This is a genomic window from Knoellia altitudinis (assembly GCF_042666355.1).
Classification (GTDB): domain Bacteria; phylum Actinomycetota; class Actinomycetes; order Actinomycetales; family Dermatophilaceae; genus Knoellia; species Knoellia altitudinis.
On the sequence record NZ_JBHTDK010000001.1, the window covers coordinates 423623 to 442891 of the forward strand.

A 19269-nucleotide genomic window follows, 5' to 3' on the forward strand; every position below is an offset into this window, starting at 1 on the left:
TCGCTGGTGTCACATCGACAGATTCAGGTGTCACATCGAGAAGTTCAGGAACGAGAAGCCGGGATAGACGGCGAAGAGGACGGTGATGGGGAGCACCAGGAAGACGACCGGCACCATCATGGCGATCTCCTTCTTGCCCCCGGCCTCCATGACGAGCCGGCGGCCCTCCTCCCGCACGTCCTGCGCCTGGGCGCGCAGGACGTCGGCGAGGGGGGTGCCGCGCTCGACGGCGATGACGATGCCGTCGACGAACCGGGTGAGACTCATGAGCCCGGTGCGGTCGGCGAGGCCGTGGAGGGCGACCGGGAGGCTGGCGCCGGCTCGGGCATCGGCCAGGCAGCGCCGGAGCTCGTCCGATAGCGCGCCATGGGACAGGCGACACACTCTCTCGAGGGCGCCGACGGCCCCCTCACCGGCCCCTACGGCGAGGGCGAGCAGCTCGGCAACCGTGGGGAACTCGGCCAGCATGCGCTCCTCGCGCCTGGCGGCGCGGCGGCTGAGAAACCAGTCGGCGGTGACGACACCGGATGCGACACCGATGGCCGTGAGCAGGACGACGAGCACGGGGCTGGAGCCGCGGGTGAAGAAGGCCAGCGTCCCGACGGCGAGCATCCCGAGTCCGCCACCCACACCCCAGAGCACCTGCTGCGCTCGGAACCTGTCCACGTCCGGAGCCAGTCCGGCTCGGAGGAGGCGACGGCGGATCGACGGCGCCCCGCCCATGATCCGCTCGACGTGGCCGGAGAGCTTGCCGACCACCGGCGCGAGCAGGAGCGAGAACACGCCCTTGGTCTGGCTGTCCACGGCGAGCAGGTTCGACGGTCTCGGCGTGTCCTTGAGGTAGGGCAGGACCCGGTCACCCAACCCAGCTCGACGATGGCGCGGCAGGCCGACCCACGTCAGGAGCAGACCCGTGCCCATGAGGAATCCGAGGATGGCGCCGGAGCGCGCGAGATCGGTCACCGCAGCACCCGCTCGTCCTCGGGCAGCCGGCCGATGCGCACCATGATCCAGTAGGCGATGGCGGTCATGGCTGCCCCGAAGAGAAGCACGAGCGCCCCCGTGCCCGTGGAGTACGCCTGGACCGACTCGGGCCGGGTCGACAGCATCGCGAGGACGATCCACGGTGCCGCGACGGCGAGCCGGGCAGCGTTGACCGTCCATGCCTGCCGGGTCTCGAGCTCGGAGCGGGTGCGCGAGTCCTCACGCAGGAAGACGGACAACGTGCGCAGGAGCCGGCCGAGGTCGCTGCCCCCGACCTCGCGGGCGATGCGCAGCGACTCGATGAGCCGGTCGGCGACGGGGTCGCTGAGCCGCTCCTTGAGCCGGTCGAGGCAGTCATGGAACCGCCCCGTGATGCGGTAGTCCTGCGCGAACGCCTGGAAGGCCGGTCGCAGCTCCTCGGGGCCACGGAGCCCGAGCTGCGAGACCGCCTCGGGCAAGGACATGCCGGCCCGCACCGCGGAGGTGATGTTGTCGACGGCATCCGGCCAGAGGTCGCGCAACCGGTTGCGACGCTGCCGCGCCCGCATCCGGACCAGCGCATAGGGACCCCATGCCGCCATGAGACCGAAGCAGCAGCCGATCGCCGGGACGGCGACCACGGCAAACACGAAGAGGAAGACCAGGGTGAACGCGACTCCACACCCCACGAGGAGCATGCGCGGTGTCACGGTCGGGTAGCCCGCCTGGACCAGGTCGTCGCGTAGGACCCGGATCAGCGTGGGTGGCTCGGGTTGCCGGCTCGGGTTCTCGTCGCGGGGCCAGAAGCTCCACCAGATGCAGAAGAGGCCCGTGCCGAGGAGGAGGCCGACGACGATCCCCGTCACGTCGACCCCTGGGCGAGCAGGGCCGGAAGGTCGTATCCCGCCCGTTCGAAGCGGTCGCGGTGGGGAGGGTAGCCGTCGGCACGCACGAGGTCGTCCCCTCGACGCACGAACAGGTCGGCGATCTCGATGACGTCCCCCTCGACCCGCCCGGGCACCGCAGCGATCTCTCGGATGCGGCGCGTGCCGTCGCGCTCGAGGGCGGCATGGACGACGATGTCGATCGAGCCGGCGACGGTAGGGACGACGAAGCGGCTGCCGACGTTCTCGCCGGCGAGCAGCGGCAGGGTGCACATCTTGGTGATGGCCTCACGGGCACTGTTGGCGTGGATCGTGCACATGCCCGGCAGGCCACTGTTGAGGGCGATGAGCAGGTCGAGGCTCTCGGCCTGGCGCACCTCACCGACGATGATCCGCGAGGGTCGCATGCGCAGCGCCTCCTTGACGAGCCGGCGCAGTGGCACCTCGCCGGTGCCCTCGAGCGAGGGCTGGCGACACTGCATCGACGCCACGTCGCGCATCGGGATCTTCAGCTCGAAGACCTCCTCGCAGGTGACCACCCGCTCGCGTGCCGGGATTGCGGACGCGAGGCAGTTGAGCATCGTGGTCTTGCCCGCCTGCGTGCCACCCGCCACGAGGATGTTGAGGCCCGACGCCACAGCCGCATCGAGGAAGGTCGCGGCCTGCCGCGTCACCGTGCCCAACCGGACCAGGTCGTCGAGGCTGTCGGCCTTGACGATGAACTTGCGGACGTTGACGTGCCAGTGCTCCCGGGTGATGTCCGGGATGACGACGTGGAGCCTCGAGCCGTCGGGCAGAACGGCATCGACGAACGGGCTGGAGAGGTCGACACTATACAATTGACATATGCGCGAAGATCCATCTGACGCCCCTAAAAGGGCCGCGATTTACGCCCGAATCAGTGCCGACTCCGAGGGCGAGCGTCTCGGCGTCATGCGACAGGAGGAGGACTGCCGAGCCCGCGCCAAACGGGAGGGGCTCGAGGTCGTGGACCTGTACGTCGACAACGACATCAGCGCTTCGACCAAGAGCAAGAAGGCCCGGCCCGAGTTCGAGCGGATGATGTCCGACGCCCGGGCCCATCGAGTGGACGTGATCCTCGCCTACAGCAACAGCCGCCTCACTCGCCGGCCGCGCGAGATGGAAGACCTGATCGAGCACCACAAGAGGTACGGGACGCGGTTCCTGACCGTGGTGTCGGGCGACGACGACCTGAGCACCGCGGACGGCCGGATGGTCGCGAGGATCAAGGGCAACGTGGACACCGCCGAGGCCGAGCGGATCGGTGAGCGACTGCGGCGGCACAAGAGGCAGATGGCCGAGCGCGGCCTGTACCGGGGCGGCATGCGGCCCTACGGCTTCGAGAAGGACGGCACGACCATTCGGGCCGACGAGGCTCGGGTCGTGCAGAAGATGAGCAAGGCAGTGTTGGCCGGGCGCACTCTCGCCTCTCTAGCCAAGGAGCTCAACCAGAAGGGCTCGACGACCTCCACGGGCAGGGAGTGGACCTATGCCCGCCTGCGTGACGTTCTGGTTCGGCCACGCAACGCCGGCCTGCTTTCTCGAGGACGGGCCGACCGCGACCCGAAGGATTTCGAGATCGTCGGCCAGGCCTCATGGAAGGCCATCGTGAGCGAGGAGGAGTGGCGCGCAGTGCGCGACCTCCTGACCGATCCGAGTCGCCGAGCCCAGGACGGGAACGAAACGCGCTGGCTCGGGAGCGGTATCTACACGTGCGGCGTGCGGACCGACGACGGCGGCGCCTGCGGGAGCCCGCTGCGGCCCGCGCCCTACGGAGGGACCGAGAAGCGCGGGCACGAGAAGCGCTACCTGTACCGGTGCACGGCCACGGCCCACCTGACAATCAGCAGTGAGCCGACAGATGAGCACGTGCGTGCAGTGGTGGCCGAGATGGTGCGCGACCCGAGGGTGGTGGCCTCCCTCGTTCCTGCGGACCTCGACCTTACCGAGGATCGGGAGCGCCGCACGGTGCTCCTAGCCCGGCTGGAGCAGACCGAGCGCGACTACGACGCCGACCTCATCGACGCCCGCCGCTTCAAGGCGAAGTCCGAGAAGATCACCGCCGAGTTGCAGGCCGTGGACGCACGACTGGCCCAACGTCTGCGCCGGTCGACGGCCTCCCCCGTCCTAGGAGCCGCCGACCCGGGCGCGGCCTTCCTCGCTGCGCCGGTGGACGTGCAGCGCGCACTGCTGCGCTCCCTATTGCGAGTCGAGGTGAGACCGGCAATCAAAGGCGCGGCGTGGACGAGTGACAGGCTGCGGATCACGCGCCCGGGCCAGTCGTGAAGGGCGCGAGCCGGGCCGACCTCGAATGGTGGCTCGACCTCGCACCTCGCCTGTCGTGGACGTTCGCCGCGACGATGCCGGGCACTCCGCATTGGTACATCCATCGGGACCAAACGGAGGGCCTGACCCGCGAGGACTTCGAGCGGGCGGTCCGCGTGACCCGCACCTTCGGGGAGCCTGGCAAGTTCTACAGCTTCACGAATCTTTACCTGTTCGCTGACGGTCGGCTTGGGCCGCGCACCCTCAAGTTTTGGACTCAAGGCGCACCCATTGAAGAAACGTTCATCCTCAACCTCGCGACCACCGAGAAGAACTACGGCGAGCAAGCCAACTTCGATGAGGACGTGCTCACACGCCTGCGACTGCCCCTCGAGGACTGAGCGAATCTACGGTCCGCGAGCGAGCGGCGGGTAGCGAGGTTATGGTCCCCACATGACGGCAACGGTGGGGTTCGCCAAACCGAGCGGGATAAGCGACCGCAAGGCTTGGTGGGGGGTTCAGTACGTGCGCGCAGTGTGCGCCCAGGCCGGGTTCTTGTTTGCGGAGTCACCGCCGCAGGGAGATGTCCACTCGCTTGATGGGCAGGTGTTCATCCGATCCACCCTGTCGGTCTTCGTGCAGGTGAAGTGCACAAGCAGGCCGATCGTGCGTCAGCGCAGCTACGCCATCAAGAACGCATGGCGGAGGAACTGGACTGACCTCGACCTCCCGGGCTATTTCGTGGTTGTGTCGGTGCCTTCCGATACAAGTCATGATTGGGCGCACCACGGACACCGCCCTTGGTCCACGGTTCTTCACTCGGCCGCGTTCTGGACCAGGATCGACCCACTGGACCCCCTCCAAACCAGCATCACGGTCCCGGCGAGCCAGAGGCTGACCGTCCATACGCTGGACACGTGGAGCGCAGACTTGGAAGTAGCCCGAAAGGGCTTTAGCGGAGGAGTTGGGACGCCGTGAGCGACGTAGCTCGCCGAGTAGTGCTCAACCATCTCGTTGGGCTGGGATGGTCCGCCTCCGCGGCTGGAGAAGTCGGGGAGATCTGGACACGTGGCGTGGCCGAAGCCGTCGTTCCTTACGATCTGGAGGTAGGAACCTCGCCCTGGAACCGCTTAGCGGTGGCGCTGGCCAAGTTTGAAGGGGAGCCCGTTGACGACGTCTTGGAGTCGTGGAACACGTCGCTGAAACTGATCCGAAATGCCGCGGTACACGCGGGCCCCCGAAACAGCACTGACGGGGGACGAGTTCAGTTGGAGTTGCACCTCGAAGGACCCACGGTGCGCGGTCACGAGACATCTGCGTACACGCTGGGCCGATTCATCATGCGCACTGCGGACTCCGTCAAGGAACTGGTGAAGTCGAGCCTCGGCATCGATCACTTGAGTCGAGACCTGTTGGTGGCCGGTGGACCGGGACCGGGCTCGGTGAAAGTGACGTTCGTAGAGCCAGACCGTTCAGCCCCTCGCTCGATGTTCCCCGAGCCGCCAGAGACTGCAGAGGGTCAAGCGTTGGTATTCATGGCCGGCCTGTTCACCGCGGCCGACTCCATGGTTGGCGAAGTGGAGGTGGATGCTCTCCGCTCGCGGCTCGCTCCCTTAGGCGTTGGTGCCCGCCTGAGCGTCGCACGCGTAGCGGACGTCGTGACCGATGGAGGCTGGAACCTTCGCGGCGTGATTCGCCGGGGGTCCCAGGAGGAGGGTCTGACGATGGGATTGGCTGGGGCACAGATCCTCGGCCAGACGTCCCGTGAGCAACAACCAGAGTCGACGGACCTTCCGGTCTCCGGCACCATCGACGGCTGGCGATGGTCGAGGTCCGAGTTGAACATGATCACCGATGATCGACGCAACATCACCGTGTCGGTCCCGATGGAGTTACAGCACCAGGTCGCCGAACTCCACCTCACCCCGGACAATCGCGTTGTAGCCATGCTCCGCGTGTACACGGAGGTCATTCCAGGGACGAGGGACGCCCTCAGACGCACATACGCGCTGAAGGCAATCCAACCGGTCATGAGTGAGCAACTGTGGCCAAGTGTCATGGACGAGCTCAAGTCCCGCGGAAGTGACGGGCTCTCAGCCCAGGACTGAGCAAATCCCTTGTGACACATCCCAAATAGCGCCGCTGAGGCCATGCCAGACAGCCGGCGCACGGACCCCCGCCCCGGACAGGGCGGGCAGGCCGTCAAATCGCTAGGACGCGCCGTGTTTGGGCATCGCCGCGCTAGCCGCCAAGCAGTTAGAATCGGACATGAAGGACAGGGCGGCTAGGCCTCCCCTACTTCGCCGCACCGAGGCAAGCGCTGGCCCTTCCCACATGAGCGGGAGGGACGGGAGACCCGAGGCGTCAGGCGTTCTGCGATCGAGCTAGCGGCTCGGGGCCATGAGGACGCAAACCGACTGCCGGGCCCGACATGAGACCAACAGCGGGCGGCTGCGGAACTTCGGTTCCCAGGAGTCCCTCATGTCCCAGTCCCACCCCACCCCTACCCGCCGTCTGGCCTACATCGCCCGAGGCGCAGAGTACGCGGGCAAGAGCGAGCGCACTATCGTCCGATGGGTCGAAAAGGGCCTACTGAAAGGCTTCAAGGTCGGCCCTAACAAGTACGCCGTCGACCTCAACGAGATCGACCGCCTTATCAAGACCCACCCCACGATCAAGCGCCAGCGCTTCGGCCCTGACGCGCAGATCATCGACCTCAGCAACGTGGTGCTGCCGGTCGAAGGCGTCGAGCAATGAGCCCGCAGGAGACGGCGGCCAGCCTCCAACCGCTCACCGATGACGAGGTAGCGCGGGTCGTCGCGCTGCTCTGCGTCCTGCCGGTCAAGGACGAGGGAGGCGAGCGCTGATGTCGCGCCACGCCTCCCCCTGCATCACCAAGTCAGGGCGTACGTGCTCAGTGCACGGTTGCGACAGGGCCTATTACGCCAAGGGCTGGTGCAACGTGCACTACAACCGGGTGCGCAAGCATGGAGACCCGAACGGCGGCCTATGGTGGCCCGCACGCAACCAGACTCGGGCGTCCATCCTCGAGGAGATGCGCGAGGCGTATGCCGCTCTGCGAGAGATCGTGGAGAAATGAGCGCGGAGCCGGTCAACTTCGATCTGGACCTCAGATTCGTCGGCGGTACTCAGCTTGTCCGACCGTTGGGCCTGCTGGCTCGGCAGTACCGCGAGGAAGGCATACCTCCGCCACCGAGCCCCACAATGGGCCTGATCGAGGGCCTCGACCTGCCGCTCTTCTACCCCGGGCTGAACGGGCTAGCCGGACAGGCCGGTACCGGTAAAAGCCTGCTCACAAAGGCTCTGCTGCGGCAGGGCGGGCAGGTAGTGGTGCTCGACTGCGAGACCTCCGAGAAGGAGTATGTGAGCACGCTCATGGGCGACTTCGAGATGAGTCCCGAGGATCTCGACCGGGTCGCCTACGTCACGGACCGCCGGGGGGAGGGCGACCCCGCGCGAAGACGATGGAGCGGACTCTCCGAACTTCCAGGCAACGACGACCACCTGATCCAGGTGCTGGCGGACGTAGACCACGACGCAGACCTCGTGCTCATCGACTCTCAGTCGAAGTCGATGGCTGCTCAGGGTCTCGACGAGAACCGCCCGATCGACTGCGACCACTGGTACCAGACGGTGGCAGAGCCGGTGCGCGATCGGTGGCCGAATGCCGCGGTCGTGATGATTCAAGGGCGGCAGAAGGGCTGGCACGTCGGGCAGGACGTGCGGCAGGGCCGAGGGTCGTCCTCGATGCTGCACGAGGTCGTCTCGCAGTTCATGCTCTGGACACGCGTGCAGGGCGGACGCACCGTTGACGGCCTCGTCCACGTGGTGTGTACGAAGGACCGCTACGGGCACCGGATCGAGCAACAGGTGGTCGCTGAGTGGCATTACGGCCCGTCAGGGTTCTATCTCAAGGCACGACCCGCAGCCATCCCGACGACGGGCCCCAACGAGGTAAGGGACGCATGGCTGGCATACCTCCGAAAGGGCCCGAGGGATGCCGACCCGCGCCATGCCCACCTGCCACCAAAGCGAGTGGACGCGGTCAAGGCCGTGAGGGCTCAGGTCGCGGCCGACCAGCAGGTGGTCGAAAAGGCTCTCGACGCCCTGATCAAGGACGGAGAGGTTCACTGCGAGAAGCTGCGCCAGTCCATCGGTGGAGTGATACCCCAACGAGTGTGGTCGGGCGACAGGGACGGGTGGACCTGGGACTAGGTCTATATCCTTTGTCGGGCTATATCGGCAGCAATAAGGCCGATGATTCGGTCGGCGCGTTCCCACCTGAACTACGGGCGAGGCCGCCCTCGGCTCCTGTCCGTGCGCGTGAGCCCCAGCGAACCTGCGCGACGGACTGAGCGGAGCGAGGGCGGCCTCGCCCTGGTGGTGGAAGTGATTGATTGGGACGTCCTTTATAGGACGAATCGATCAATCACCGAATCACCTATCGGATCTGAGGGATACCGAGGCCGCGCCGGTAGCACTCCTCGATCCGAGCGATCGCCCGGTCGGCCTGCTGCCGGCGATATTGCGCGGTGGTCTGTCGGGCAAGGGTGGAGGTACGGGCCTCCAAGCTCGTTGATCGCCCCGTCATGATCTGGGTTTGACCACTCATCGCGCTCTCCTCTCGATACCCCTCCCGGGTATCTTACCTCCGTACGTAGTACGCTGTCCTCCCCGCACGGTGGGTTCCAGAGTTCCCTAATTTCGCTGCATCAAGGAGTGGATCGCCCCTCCGTGCATAGGCCATGGCTGCGGGTGACTTTCTTGACTGGTGTGCGGGCGCCAAGGTCGAGAGCAGATACCGCGCCATGATTTTGCTGATGGGTCGCGCCGAGCGACATCAGGCGGACGACAAGCAGCCCCGAGGAGGAGTCGGACTGACTCTTGTAGTGCCCGCGCGCCAAAGCGCAATCGGGAACGCGAAGGCATGGCAGTCGCTCCCCGAAGGCCCGAGGGGTCAAGCCCCGCCATAGGCAATCAGGCGAGCCCGTCGCGCTTCTCCTGTTCCAGGGTTGCAAGACGGGAAGCGCACCTTGCGCAACGAGGATCCCCCTTGTCCGCCGCATGCCAGTGATAAGAACCGCTCAGCGAGCCGCAGAGAGTCCCGTATGCGTACGGAGGGGAGTCGTTGTGAGGCCCCAGCAGGTAGTGAGCAGTTGGCCCGGTTCGCTGAGTTGCCCATTCTTCGCTCATGGCGCGTGTCATCGTTCAAATATAGTTCGGGGCGTCGGGCAACACGCGGTCCTAGAGGTCCTGTGCCCCGATTCAGGCGGCTGGCCCAGCAGCGGCACAGCAGGCTGCAGTTGCACGCAACGGTTTGGATGCAACGACCGGCTTCTGGCCATCAGCCTGACCCTAGGTCGTTACGCCCAAGCGTCGTCGGGGGCCAAGTCCTGCGCGCGCATCTCTATCTTCTTCCTGTTCCAGGACAGCCAAGTTGACTGATCTCTGAAGGAGTTCAGCAGTCGGACCTCATGTTTCCTGCTTACGACGATGAAAGTCCCGATGCCGAGAAGCAGAGCCCACCACAGCACGGCATTCGCGGAGCGCCCCTGCTCGATTGTGAGGTTGGTCGCAGCGATCATGGCAGGGGCCATGAGTGCCGCGTCCACCAGGGCTCGCTGCGCAGGGATGAACTGCGTCTCGGGCGAATCGGGGCATCGAAGCCTGTTGAGGATGAGCGCCCTAACGGACCGCGGGGGTAGCTCACCTGTCTTCGGATGTGGTGTCCGCACCGGCGGAGGACCGAACTCGAACAGCACCCAACAGATCAGGGCTGTGGTGGCCATGCCCAGCCCGATGATGCGAACGCCGACCGCGCCCTGCATCGCCAATGTGAGGGCCGAAGCTTGGGCCCCAACGATGAACGCGGCTACCCAGCCGGCCTCACGAAGGGCTTGGCGGAGGCGCTTCAGATACTCGTGCGGGGTCAGATCCCCGCGCCGAACTCGGCGTGCCTTGGATGCGTTCCTGTGTAGCACGGTTGCCACGGCCCCTGCCGCGATGCTGAGAATGATGCTAATTGCGGCAACCAACGCATGTGTTCGGTGAAACTCGCTCGAAGAGGGGTCGCCTCGGAGGGCGACCAAGCCGATGACCGGACCAAGGGTCAACGCCGTCACGATGAGCACGCGAGCATCGAAGTAGATGCGGTAGAGCCCGCCGAAGAAGTAGACCTTCTTGTGGAGCTCCGTCGGGAAGTGCGCGTCCATCAGAAGGAAGTACACGGAGAGCGTTTTACCCGCCAACCACTCCTGTGGCCGACAAGCACTCAGCATCTTGTCAAGTGTGTTGCTTGGAACGAGGTAGCCGTGCTCCGGATCGCCTTCCTCATAGATGCGTGCCCGGACTGGAAGATCCAACGCGTAAAGAATGAAACCAAAACTCAGGGCGACGAACAGGAAGGTTCGGGCCGTGGCCAGTTCTGCGACTAGGCCCTTCGCGGGACCCTCTGAGTACATCGCCCCTGAGCCGATCGCCAGGCGCAGGGTGAGGCTGACAAGCGCTGCTGCGATGGCGCCAGGTATGACGAAGCGGAATGTCTCGTAAAGGCTGAACCCAGTCATGATTCGTTAAGTCGACCGCAACCACCCGCTGCTCTGGGTGAGGCGCGCCGGTGCTTCGCGGGCCTAGGGTCTGTCGGTGTCTAGGTGTTGACTGAAGCCATGAACGACCTGACCGCAGGCACAGTGCGGCGGATGGTGCAGAGGGGCGATGCCTCCGATGACCTCGTCCACGCGGCCTTGGCCGAGGGGCTCGCCGCAGTCGACACAGAGACCACTGGCCTCGACCCAAGCACGGCGCGCCTCTGCACCATCCAGATCCATGTTCCCGGCTGGGGCACCGAGGTGGTGCAGCTGCGAGACGGGAGCCCGCCCAGCCGCGTCATCGAGTTGGTTACGGCTCAGCAGGTCGTGAAGATCTTCCATCACGCCGTTTTCGACCTCAGCTTCCTGCACGCCGAGTATGGCGTCGCCGCGGCATCAGTCAAGTGCACCAAGGTCGCAGCCAAGATTCTGTGGCCCCACCAGAAGGAGAGGCAATCGCTGGCGGCGCTTAGCCGCGACGTCCTTGGCGTGCCAATGGAGAAGGAACAGCGTATGTCCGACTGGACTCGTAGCCACCTCTCCCCGGCGCAAGTCGCATACGCGGCGCGAGACGCTGAGGTTTTGCCGTTGCTCCTGCCTCACCTCACGCAGATGCTTTCCGCAGCGGATCTGTTGAACTTGGCCACAAGGTGCTGGACACACATCCCGCTGCGGGTTGAGCTTGAGCAGCGCGGCTTGGGCGACGTGTTTAGTTACTGAACGAGGCAGTGGAACTTCGCATGCGCCCTAGAGGAAGGGGCTTGGCTATACCCGTAGCTGTCCTCCGTGGCCCTGACATCACGAAACCGAGTCTGGCCGCGTCCGACGGGTCGGTTGCCTCACTCTCATTCCCCGGCGATGCCCGGCAACACGCCGACCAGTCGCCTGCCGACCTCGCACGACCCGCAACAGTTCTTCGTGACGATCCTGTGCCAGACGCCGGGCCTGCTCACGCTCGGCATCAGTTTCTTGTTCGTTGACCCGGTGTACTAGCCACAATCCCCACGCGGGCCCGAGAAGCCCAACGAACAGCCCGACCTGTCCAGGAGGTTCACCCTGCATCAGCCCGATGAGGGTAACCACAGTCACGGTCAGTGCCGATAGGCACATACGCACGTGTTCGCGCCGTCGACGGACAGCCGGCACCAGCATCAGCAGGGCGACGAGGGGCCCTACGGCGACGAGCGTCGGTACGACCCAAACCCAGGAACTGGACTCTTTGCTGGTGCTGTTGTACAACGCGTATAAGCACACTCCGAGCCAGTACAGGCCCCATAGGGCCGCCGCGATCGTGTCTGCGCGACGCTGTTTGCGTGTGGCGGCACCATGGGTGGAGGTCGACATGCAGACATCGTTCCGGCTGGCACCGACACGGCCCCGACGAAGGCTGTGGCGCCGCACCGCATTGGACCTGACCACGGAGCGTCACCCGCCGGGCCTAGGCTCGGCGGGTGAATGACAGTGTGCTGATTCTTGGGGCCGGCTTTTCGAAGGCCATCTCAGACCATATGCCGATGACTGGGGAACTCGGCGATGAGGCGCTCGCTCGACTTCGGAGGAGGGGGACCGCTGACCTACCGTCACGTGGATTCTCCGGACCCCAGCTTGAGGCGTGGCTGTCACGGCTCGCCGAGTCGCAACCCGACCTGAGTGCGGCAAGGAACCTGGCGAACCAGTCCCTGTTTCTCCTCGTGTCGGAGGCTCTGCGAGAAGTCATCGTTGAGCGGCAGACCTTCGTGCATGGCACGGAGGTGCCCTGGTGGCTACGGCGCTTGCTCGGGGCATTGCACTACTCACAGTCCACTGTAGTTACATTCAACTACGACACCCTTGTCGAGACGGCGGTCTCGGCCGTCGGGCTCTGGGATGACGAAGCCAAAAGGGTGTCCCCCGAAGAGCTCATCCGCCACATGCCGCCCACCCGGCATCGACCGTACGGGGGCATGAGCTTTGGTCCAGAACAAGCCCGCACCTTCCGGTACATGAAGTTGCACGGGTCAGTCGACACGTTTTGGATCCCTGGTGACACCACGGGTGCAAGCATTGGACGATGGCAACTGCCCGGATCATGGGGGGCGCCCCGCATCGCGGCCGAGGAGGAACGTCGGCAGGTGCTGCCGGGGACTGAGGCCTACATCGTCCCCCCTGCCGCCGCGAAGTCGGCCTTTTACGCCAATCCGCTGGCGCGTGAGCTATGGCGAACAACCGCTGAGTCCATCGCGAAAGCCAAACGCGTCGCCATCGTGGGTTACTCCATTCCCATGACCGACCTGGTGACGAGCGGAATGCTCGCGGATGCCCTTGAAGCGACGACATGTGAGGTCACCGTCGTTAACCGCGAACCCGGTCCCGTGGCGAGCCGACTCGAGGAGCTCGGGGTCGACTCCTCCCGCATCCTCCAGATCGGTGGAGACGACAGCGTGAAGAGCTTTGCGGAGGGGCTGGATCAGGCGTTTCTCCCCGGTCTCCATCACCCCGGTGGGGAGGACCTGCTCCTCACGATTGGCTGGAGCCGAAACCCCTCGGTTGCCGTGACCCGGTTGCTTGATGTGGACGCTGAGGGGACCGCCACCGTGCTCGTCGGTAACGAGTCGTGGGACACCGCGACCGTTCGTGTCCGTGACCTGTGCGGCCCTGCCAGCCCGGTCACCCGGGTGAAGGTGGTCTTCGAAAACGGGGAGACCGCGATGGTCGCGCGTGCCCTTCCGGAGAACGGTGCTGCGGACGGTCCCAAGTACATCGTGCTCGCGCCCACCGCCCGGGCGTAAGTCGCCGGCAGGAGGCTAACTCCTTGCTCGTTCGCAGCACGAGTGAGACAAGCTCTACACCGGCCATGCATCGTTGACCCATGGTTCAAGTGCAAAGAGGTGGGTCCTGCACGAAGATTGGTGGGTGTCCCCCGAACTCTGTTGCCTTTGCCGCTCCGCACCTGCAGTTGGTCGTGGAGAACACGTGTACCCCCAGTGGTACCTGAGGTTTCTCGACGAAGTGGGGCCTCCGCCACTCGGATGGTCCTCCAATGGAGAGCCGGTCCGGAACCGCGAGGGCAAGCAGATCCATGGCAAAGCGCGCCAAAGGGTCTTGCTGCCTGCATGCGAGCCGTGCAACAACGAACTCGATCGACGATTTGAGAAGCCTGCGAAGGATGCGATTAAGCGGCTTGTGGCTACGCACTGGTCGGGCATCGAGAGCCAAGCCACATGGCAGGCGGTGGGGCTCTGGTGGGCAAAGGTGCTGCTTCTACTGGGGCATCCATTGGCTCGACATGAGCATCCTCGTTTGGACGAAGTTGCGGTTCGCTACGAGTCTGAGCCACCTGATTACCGTTGGATGGTGGACGGGAGCCCGGTGCCGGAAGGTTTGTCACTGTGGGTGTTCAACGGAACCATCGAAGAGGTCAGCCCGGCGTATAGCGTGCCTGTGCCGCGATGGGTCAGGGAACCAGATGGGGTGACGACCGATTTCCACTTCATGATGCTCGGCACTGAGGGGTTGTGCGTAACGCTGATATCCCATCCGGGATGGGCTATCGAGCATCCTCTCGTCGTTCGGAATGAAGCTTGGGAACTCCTGCACGCACCGCCGGAGTCGGGTGACCTGTCGACGATGCCTCGTCTTGGTTCTAAGGCGGTGGGTTGGCCCACCTTTGCCGGAGCGTTGAAGGACGGATACCGCCTGGGTGGTGACCTGCCCCCGCTCGGCACAACAGAACATTGGCCAGCGTCCCCCGAGGTGCTGTCCGTCATGGCTTCTACTTACCTATGACGTACTCGCTGCAACGTGGGACGTATCTCCGGCCTGCTGCTCGCAGCGGGAGCGCATGCCGAACCATGATGGTTGTCTTCTAGCCGGAAGCGGGCCGCCTTCGGGACGCATCGGGACCTTCCGAAATCAGTCGGCGCTGACAATCCCGCGAGCCTTGTGCTGAGCGCCCAGAGGGATGACACACTGCCACGGAAGGGGACCGTTGAAGGCAGAGATGGCCTCGCGATTGTGACTCGAAGGGATGAGATGACCGTACGACTCGAGCTGGTTTGGCCAGGGAAGGACAAGTTTCTGCTTGTCCCAAAGAACGAGGCTGGCCGCCCGGTGTGGGTCGAGCGGGACCACCCGGCGGCTGTCGAGGTGCGACTCACAGACTTCACCGGTTCAGTTGGTGACGTGCCAGCGGACCCGAGTGCCGGCAACCTGCTGTTCACTGGCGACAGCTTCGATGTGCTGCGCGTGCTCACTGAGGTCCCGGAGTACCGGTCGCAGTACAGGGGCAAGGTCAAGCTCGTCTACATTGATCCGCCCTTCAACACTGGGCAGGCCTTCGAGCACTATGACGACTGGATGGAGCACTCCACCTGGCTGTCGTTCATGCATGAGCGGCTCCTGCTACTCCGCGAACTGCTCGCGCCCGACGGGTCGGTGTGGGTACACCTCGACGACGCCGAACACCACCGCATGCGCCTCCTTATGGACGAGGTCTTCGGGCCGCAAAACTTCATCGCCAACGTCGTCTGGCAGAAGGCGTACAGCCCGAAGAACTCCGCACGGCACCTCAGCGTCGACCATGACAACATCAGCATCTATGCGCGCGATGCGGAGCGGTGGCGTCCCAATGCGATGCCCCGGACGGCTGCGATGGACGCCGCGTACAGGAATGCGGATGACGATCCGCGTGGGCCTTGGAAGGCTGGTGATCTACTTGCCAACAAGCCGTACAGCCTGGGTGTCTACCCAATCACCACGCCTTCAGGCCGGGAGATTCCCGGCCCCCCGCCAGGTCGATTCTGGCGAGTATCGAAGGACAAGCTCGCCGAGATGGACGCTGACCACCGAATCTGGTGGGGAGCCCGGGGGGAGAACGTTCCGGCCGTAAAGCGCTTTCTGACTGAGGTTCGGGGGCGCGTCCCTCAGACGTGGTGGCCGCATGCCGAAGTTGGTCACAGCCAATCAGGCAAGAACGAGATCCAGAGACTGTTTGCGGGAGCGGTCCCGTTCGCAACGCCCAAGCCCGAGGCGCTGCTCGAGCGCGTCATCCAGGTTGCGTCCGCTCCCGGTGACATCGTTCTGGACTGCTTCGCCGGGTCGGGGACGACTGCGGCGGTGGCCCACAAGATGGGGCGCCGATGGGTCACGGCGGAGATCCTCCCCCGCACGGTTGAGCAGTTCACTCATCCGCGGTTGACCAAGGTTATCAACGGGGAGGACCCGGGTGGCAGCACGAAGTCCGTCGACTGGCAGGGCGGGTCAGGCTTTGCGACGGTGTCGGTGGGGCCGTCGATGTATGAGGACACGGCATACGGTGTAGTTCTTGCCGACTGGGCGGTGGGCGAGCGGTTCGCGCGGGCGGTCGCGGGGCAGCTTGGGTTCGCCTGGCAGAAGGATGCGCAGCCACTGTGCGGTATCCGAGGTCGGATGCGGTTGGCTGTGCTGGACGGCGCGGTTGGTCAGGAGGAGGTGCGCACGATTATTGGCGCGCTGGCGGAGAAGGAGCGGGTCACCATCGTGGCGAAGTCCGTACTGGCGCAGGCTGAGGAGACTCTGGCCGAAATCTCCCGGGGGTCGAGGATCCGCAAGGCGCCGCGTGATCTGCTGACGCCCGGGTCACTGCGGGTGCGGCGACGCTCGGAGCCAGTTGACCGGTATGCGGCTCCTGTTGCGGAAGGACCGACCTTGTGAGCATCGACTACGACGGCGCACTCGTGGAGCAGGTGTCATACAACCTGGATCTCCGCGAACCGAACCAGGCGGCGCTACGTGCGATCGCGCGCGCCCTAGATGGCGCTGAACCGGGCAGCGAGTTCATCGCTGACCTCGCGACGGGTGTCGGGAAGACTTACATCGCCGGAGGGCTGCTGGACTACCTCTACGAGTCGGGCGTCCGCAATGTGCTCATTGTGACTCCCGGTTCGACGATCCAGCGCAAGACAATCGACAACCTCACTCCGGGGCATCCGAAGTACCTGCGCGGGCTGCAGTCACGGCCGATGGTCATCACCCTCGACACAGTCGAGCGCGGAGAAGTCGGGGCTGCGCTGGACAGTCCGGACGTGTTCAAGGTGTTCGTCTTCACGGTCCAGTCGCTGCTGCGGCCAAATAAGGAGGATCGTCGCCGCGCGTACCAGCCGCACGAGACGCTGGGCACGGCAGTGCAGACCTACCTCGAGGGTGCGGACGACCTCGTGGTCATCGCTGACGAGCACCACGTGTACTACTCCGGGTCGGCGAAGAAGTTCGAGGCCGCAATCGGCGACCTGCACCCGCTCGCGACGATCGGGCTCACAGCGACACCGCACGAGGCATCCCTCCAAATGCGTGTCTTTCACTACCCGCTGTCCGATGCGATTGCGGACGGCTACGTAAAGGTGCCGGTGCTCGTGACCCGGCAGGACGGCATTCATGACGTGCGTACCCAACTCGCCGACGGGCTTACGCTGCTGGATGCCAAGCGCGAGGCGATGCGGGTGTACTGCGCTCAGGCGCGAGGGCGGGCCTACGTCGAGCCGGTGATGTTCCTTGTTGCGACGACGATCGAGGAGGCCACGGAGTACCGGGACCTGCTCGTCGGGTCGGACATGCTCGGGTCGTCCGATGCCGTGCTGCTTGTAACGTCCGAGGAGCCGGACACCACTTTGGCAGCGTTGGACCGGCTAGAGGACCCGGCTTCGCCAGTGCGGGCCGTGGTGTCGGTGTCGATGCTTAAGGAAGGGTGGGATGTCAAAAACATCTACGTCATCGCATCCGTGCGCTCGATGGAATCCTCTCTCCTGACGGAGCAGGTGCTGGGGCGCGGGCTGCGGCTGCCGTTCGGCCAGCGCACCGGCAACGCGATGCTCGACACCGTCGAGGTGCTTTCGCACAGGTCGTTCGCCTCACTCCTCAAGCAGGCGAAGTCGCTCCTGGAGGAGACCTTGGGTGGCCGGATCAATCAGGCAAGTGTCGTGGCGAACCCGGTGCCAGGACGGCGCGCGGCAGGCGCAGCGTTGGGGGCGCAAGGGGAGCTGCCGGCTGACTTCCTGTGGCCCAAGTCGGGAACCGTCGAGGTTCTCCTGCCAGGCGCCGCCGCCACTGACCCCGACCAACTTGGGCTCTTCGATAAGTCGGACGTCGACTCGTCAGCGGGTCGCTCTCATGTGGGGTTCAGCATGGCGACCGTTGATGCTCGAGTCGCGGTAGGAGCTGCTGCCCGGTCAACGATGACCCGGCCGTTGACACCGCGCTCGCCGGGCGGCGTGCGGATCCCGCTGTTCCTACCGTCGGTGGTGACGCGGTGGGAGCGCGACCTTTTCTCACTATCGTCTATCAACCTCGAATCGGTCGAGGCGCTTGGGCGCCTGTTCGCGCAGGACAACGCACCGACGCTGACCCGCAAGGCGTTGGACGCCGAGCGCGACGCTAGTGGGACCACGCGCGTCGTTATTCGCGATGAGCTTGAGCAGGTGGTGGCGACCCAAACCGTTATGCCCTTTGACACGATTGAGACCGACCTTGTGGGCCGGCTCATCCGCACCAACGCAGTGGAAGCGACTGCGGGCGAGATAAATGCGGCTGTCGCGGTCGCCAGGGCGTTTCTTGCCGGGGCCGGCGTCACCGACCGGACCCCGTGGCGGGCCGAGCACGGACGACTGGCCACCGCGCGGCTGACCGAGTGGATCGGCGCCAAGCAGACGTCCTCACCCGTCCGACAGGTGCGCGACGTGCACCCGGTGCGTTGGCCTGAGCCCTCCGAGCGTCTGGAGGTGCGGCCAGCCGCGGACCGCCAGATCGTGACTTCCTCGCGGGACTTTGAGCCCCGCCACCCGTATACCGGGTGGGCCAAGTCGGTTTACGAGGTGAACGCGTTCGATGCGTTCTCCACCGAGTTCACTCTGGCGGGGATCTTCGAGTCCTCTCCCGCAGTTAAGGCGTGGATTCGAGTCGATGACACTGTGCCGCTGCGGATTTCGTACTTGGCGGGCGCCGTGCAGAAGCAGTACGAGCCGGACTTCATCGTCATCGACTCTGAGGGCCTCCACTGGATCGTTGAGGGCAAACGGGATTCGGAGATGAACAGCCCGGTAGTTAACGCAAAGCGCAGCGCTGCGGCAGCCTGGGTGAAGACAGTCAACTCGAGCGCCGAGGTCCACGAATCGTGGGCTTACCTCATAGCGTCGGAGGCAGTGTGCTCAGCTGCATCCTCCTGGGAAGGCGTGAAATCCGGCGGGCAGGTGTACCGCTGAGGCGCCACCCCGAAGACGCGCGATTTCCTAACGTATCGCTACACGGCGCCTTCGGGTCGATGCAGGGCGATCGCGCACTTTCGCCGTATCCAGGGTCGAGCACATCAGCTTCTCCTCACGCGTTGACAGACTCGAGCAATGAAGTCGACGATCTGACGACCGCCAGATCCCGGCATAGCGTGGCCTCACCAACACCGTTTGCCGCTGGCGCATGGGCCGGGCCTCCCTTGGGAGGCCCGTTATGGCCGTCAGTCTTGTCCTCACGCCGTGGCTGTCGAGGGTGGAGATTTCCTAGCGTTCGGCCGCTGACGTAGTCGC

General features: G+C 65.0%; 15 protein-coding genes and 1 pseudogene. 12 read left to right on the plus strand and 4 right to left on the minus strand.

The window, feature by feature from the left end; all coding sequences use genetic code 11:
* Nucleotides 1–30 precede the first annotated feature (30 nt).
* From ACFQW8_RS02010 to ACFQW8_RS02020, 3 genes and pseudogenes are all read right to left on the minus strand, one after another.
* Nucleotides 31–963, minus strand: coding sequence for a type II secretion system F family protein (locus ACFQW8_RS02010; protein WP_380085312.1), 933 nt, complete (start codon nucleotides 961–963; stop codon nucleotides 31–33).
* Nucleotides 960–1829 (minus strand): type II secretion system F family protein, encoded by an 870-nt coding sequence (locus ACFQW8_RS02015; protein WP_380085313.1) that lies wholly within the window; start codon nucleotides 1827–1829, stop codon nucleotides 960–962. Before ACFQW8_RS02015 ends, ACFQW8_RS02010 begins: the two co-directional genes overlap by 4 nt.
* A pseudogene (locus ACFQW8_RS02020) lies at nucleotides 1826–2677 on the minus strand (CpaF family protein); the annotation flags it as partial. The gene ACFQW8_RS02015 and the pseudogene ACFQW8_RS02020, both read right to left, overlap by 4 nt.
* Before the next feature lie 16 nt (nucleotides 2678–2693).
* Here ACFQW8_RS02020 and ACFQW8_RS02025 point away from each other — a divergent pair.
* From ACFQW8_RS02025 to ACFQW8_RS02050, 6 genes are all read left to right on the plus strand, one after another.
* Nucleotides 2694–4154, plus strand: coding sequence for a recombinase family protein (locus ACFQW8_RS02025; RefSeq protein ID WP_380085314.1), 1461 nt, complete (start codon nucleotides 2694–2696; stop codon nucleotides 4152–4154).
* The gene (locus ACFQW8_RS02030) at nucleotides 4151–4534 is read left to right on the plus strand and encodes a hypothetical protein (RefSeq protein WP_380085315.1); all 384 of its coding nucleotides are present in this window, start codon (nucleotides 4151–4153) and stop codon (nucleotides 4532–4534) included. Before ACFQW8_RS02025 ends, ACFQW8_RS02030 begins: the two co-directional genes overlap by 4 nt.
* Nucleotides 4535–4586: 52 nt before the next feature.
* Nucleotides 4587–5111 (plus strand): DUF4365 domain-containing protein, encoded by a 525-nt coding sequence (locus ACFQW8_RS02035; RefSeq protein WP_380085316.1) that lies wholly within the window; start codon nucleotides 4587–4589, stop codon nucleotides 5109–5111.
* Complete coding sequence (locus ACFQW8_RS02040) at nucleotides 5108–6241, plus strand: hypothetical protein (RefSeq protein ID WP_380085317.1); 1134 nt, start codon at nucleotides 5108–5110, stop codon at nucleotides 6239–6241. Before ACFQW8_RS02035 ends, ACFQW8_RS02040 begins: the two co-directional genes overlap by 4 nt.
* Nucleotides 6242–6614: 373 nt before the next feature.
* The gene (locus tag ACFQW8_RS02045; RefSeq protein ID WP_380085318.1) at nucleotides 6615–6890 is read left to right on the plus strand and encodes a helix-turn-helix transcriptional regulator; all 276 of its coding nucleotides are present in this window, start codon (nucleotides 6615–6617) and stop codon (nucleotides 6888–6890) included.
* 339 nt (nucleotides 6891–7229) lie between these two features.
* The gene (locus ACFQW8_RS02050; protein WP_380085319.1) at nucleotides 7230–8369 is read left to right on the plus strand and encodes a hypothetical protein; all 1140 of its coding nucleotides are present in this window, start codon (nucleotides 7230–7232) and stop codon (nucleotides 8367–8369) included.
* 1148 nt (nucleotides 8370–9517) lie between these two features.
* Here ACFQW8_RS02050 and ACFQW8_RS02055 read toward each other — a convergent pair.
* Nucleotides 9518–10720 (minus strand): hypothetical protein, encoded by a 1203-nt coding sequence (locus ACFQW8_RS02055; protein WP_380085320.1) that lies wholly within the window; start codon nucleotides 10718–10720, stop codon nucleotides 9518–9520.
* Nucleotides 10721–10819: 99 nt separating this feature from the next.
* Between ACFQW8_RS02055 and ACFQW8_RS02060 the strand changes: the two genes are divergently transcribed.
* The 6 genes from ACFQW8_RS02060 to ACFQW8_RS02085 all read left to right on the plus strand — a co-directional run bounded on the left by ACFQW8_RS02060 (nucleotide 10820) and on the right by ACFQW8_RS02085 (nucleotide 18951).
* The gene (locus ACFQW8_RS02060; protein WP_380085321.1) at nucleotides 10820–11461 is read left to right on the plus strand and encodes a hypothetical protein; all 642 of its coding nucleotides are present in this window, start codon (nucleotides 10820–10822) and stop codon (nucleotides 11459–11461) included.
* Nucleotides 11462–11599: 138 nt separating this feature from the next.
* The gene (locus ACFQW8_RS02065; RefSeq protein ID WP_380085323.1) at nucleotides 11600–11734 is read left to right on the plus strand and encodes a hypothetical protein; all 135 of its coding nucleotides are present in this window, start codon (nucleotides 11600–11602) and stop codon (nucleotides 11732–11734) included.
* A gap of 458 nt (nucleotides 11735–12192) precedes the next feature.
* The gene (locus ACFQW8_RS02070; protein WP_380085324.1) at nucleotides 12193–13509 is read left to right on the plus strand and encodes a hypothetical protein; all 1317 of its coding nucleotides are present in this window, start codon (nucleotides 12193–12195) and stop codon (nucleotides 13507–13509) included.
* Between the two features lie 184 nt (nucleotides 13510–13693).
* On the plus strand, nucleotides 13694–14506 hold the full coding sequence (locus tag ACFQW8_RS02075; RefSeq protein WP_380085325.1) for a hypothetical protein: 813 nt from the start codon (nucleotides 13694–13696) through the stop codon (nucleotides 14504–14506).
* Nucleotides 14507–14752: 246 nt separating this feature from the next.
* Complete coding sequence (locus tag ACFQW8_RS02080; RefSeq protein ID WP_380085326.1) at nucleotides 14753–16411, plus strand: site-specific DNA-methyltransferase; 1659 nt, start codon at nucleotides 14753–14755, stop codon at nucleotides 16409–16411.
* On the plus strand, nucleotides 16408–18951 hold the full coding sequence (locus ACFQW8_RS02085; protein ID WP_380085328.1) for a DEAD/DEAH box helicase: 2544 nt from the start codon (nucleotides 16408–16410) through the stop codon (nucleotides 18949–18951). The genes ACFQW8_RS02080 and ACFQW8_RS02085 overlap by 4 nt, the downstream gene beginning before the upstream one ends.
* The last annotated feature ends 318 nt before the right edge of the window (nucleotides 18952–19269 follow it).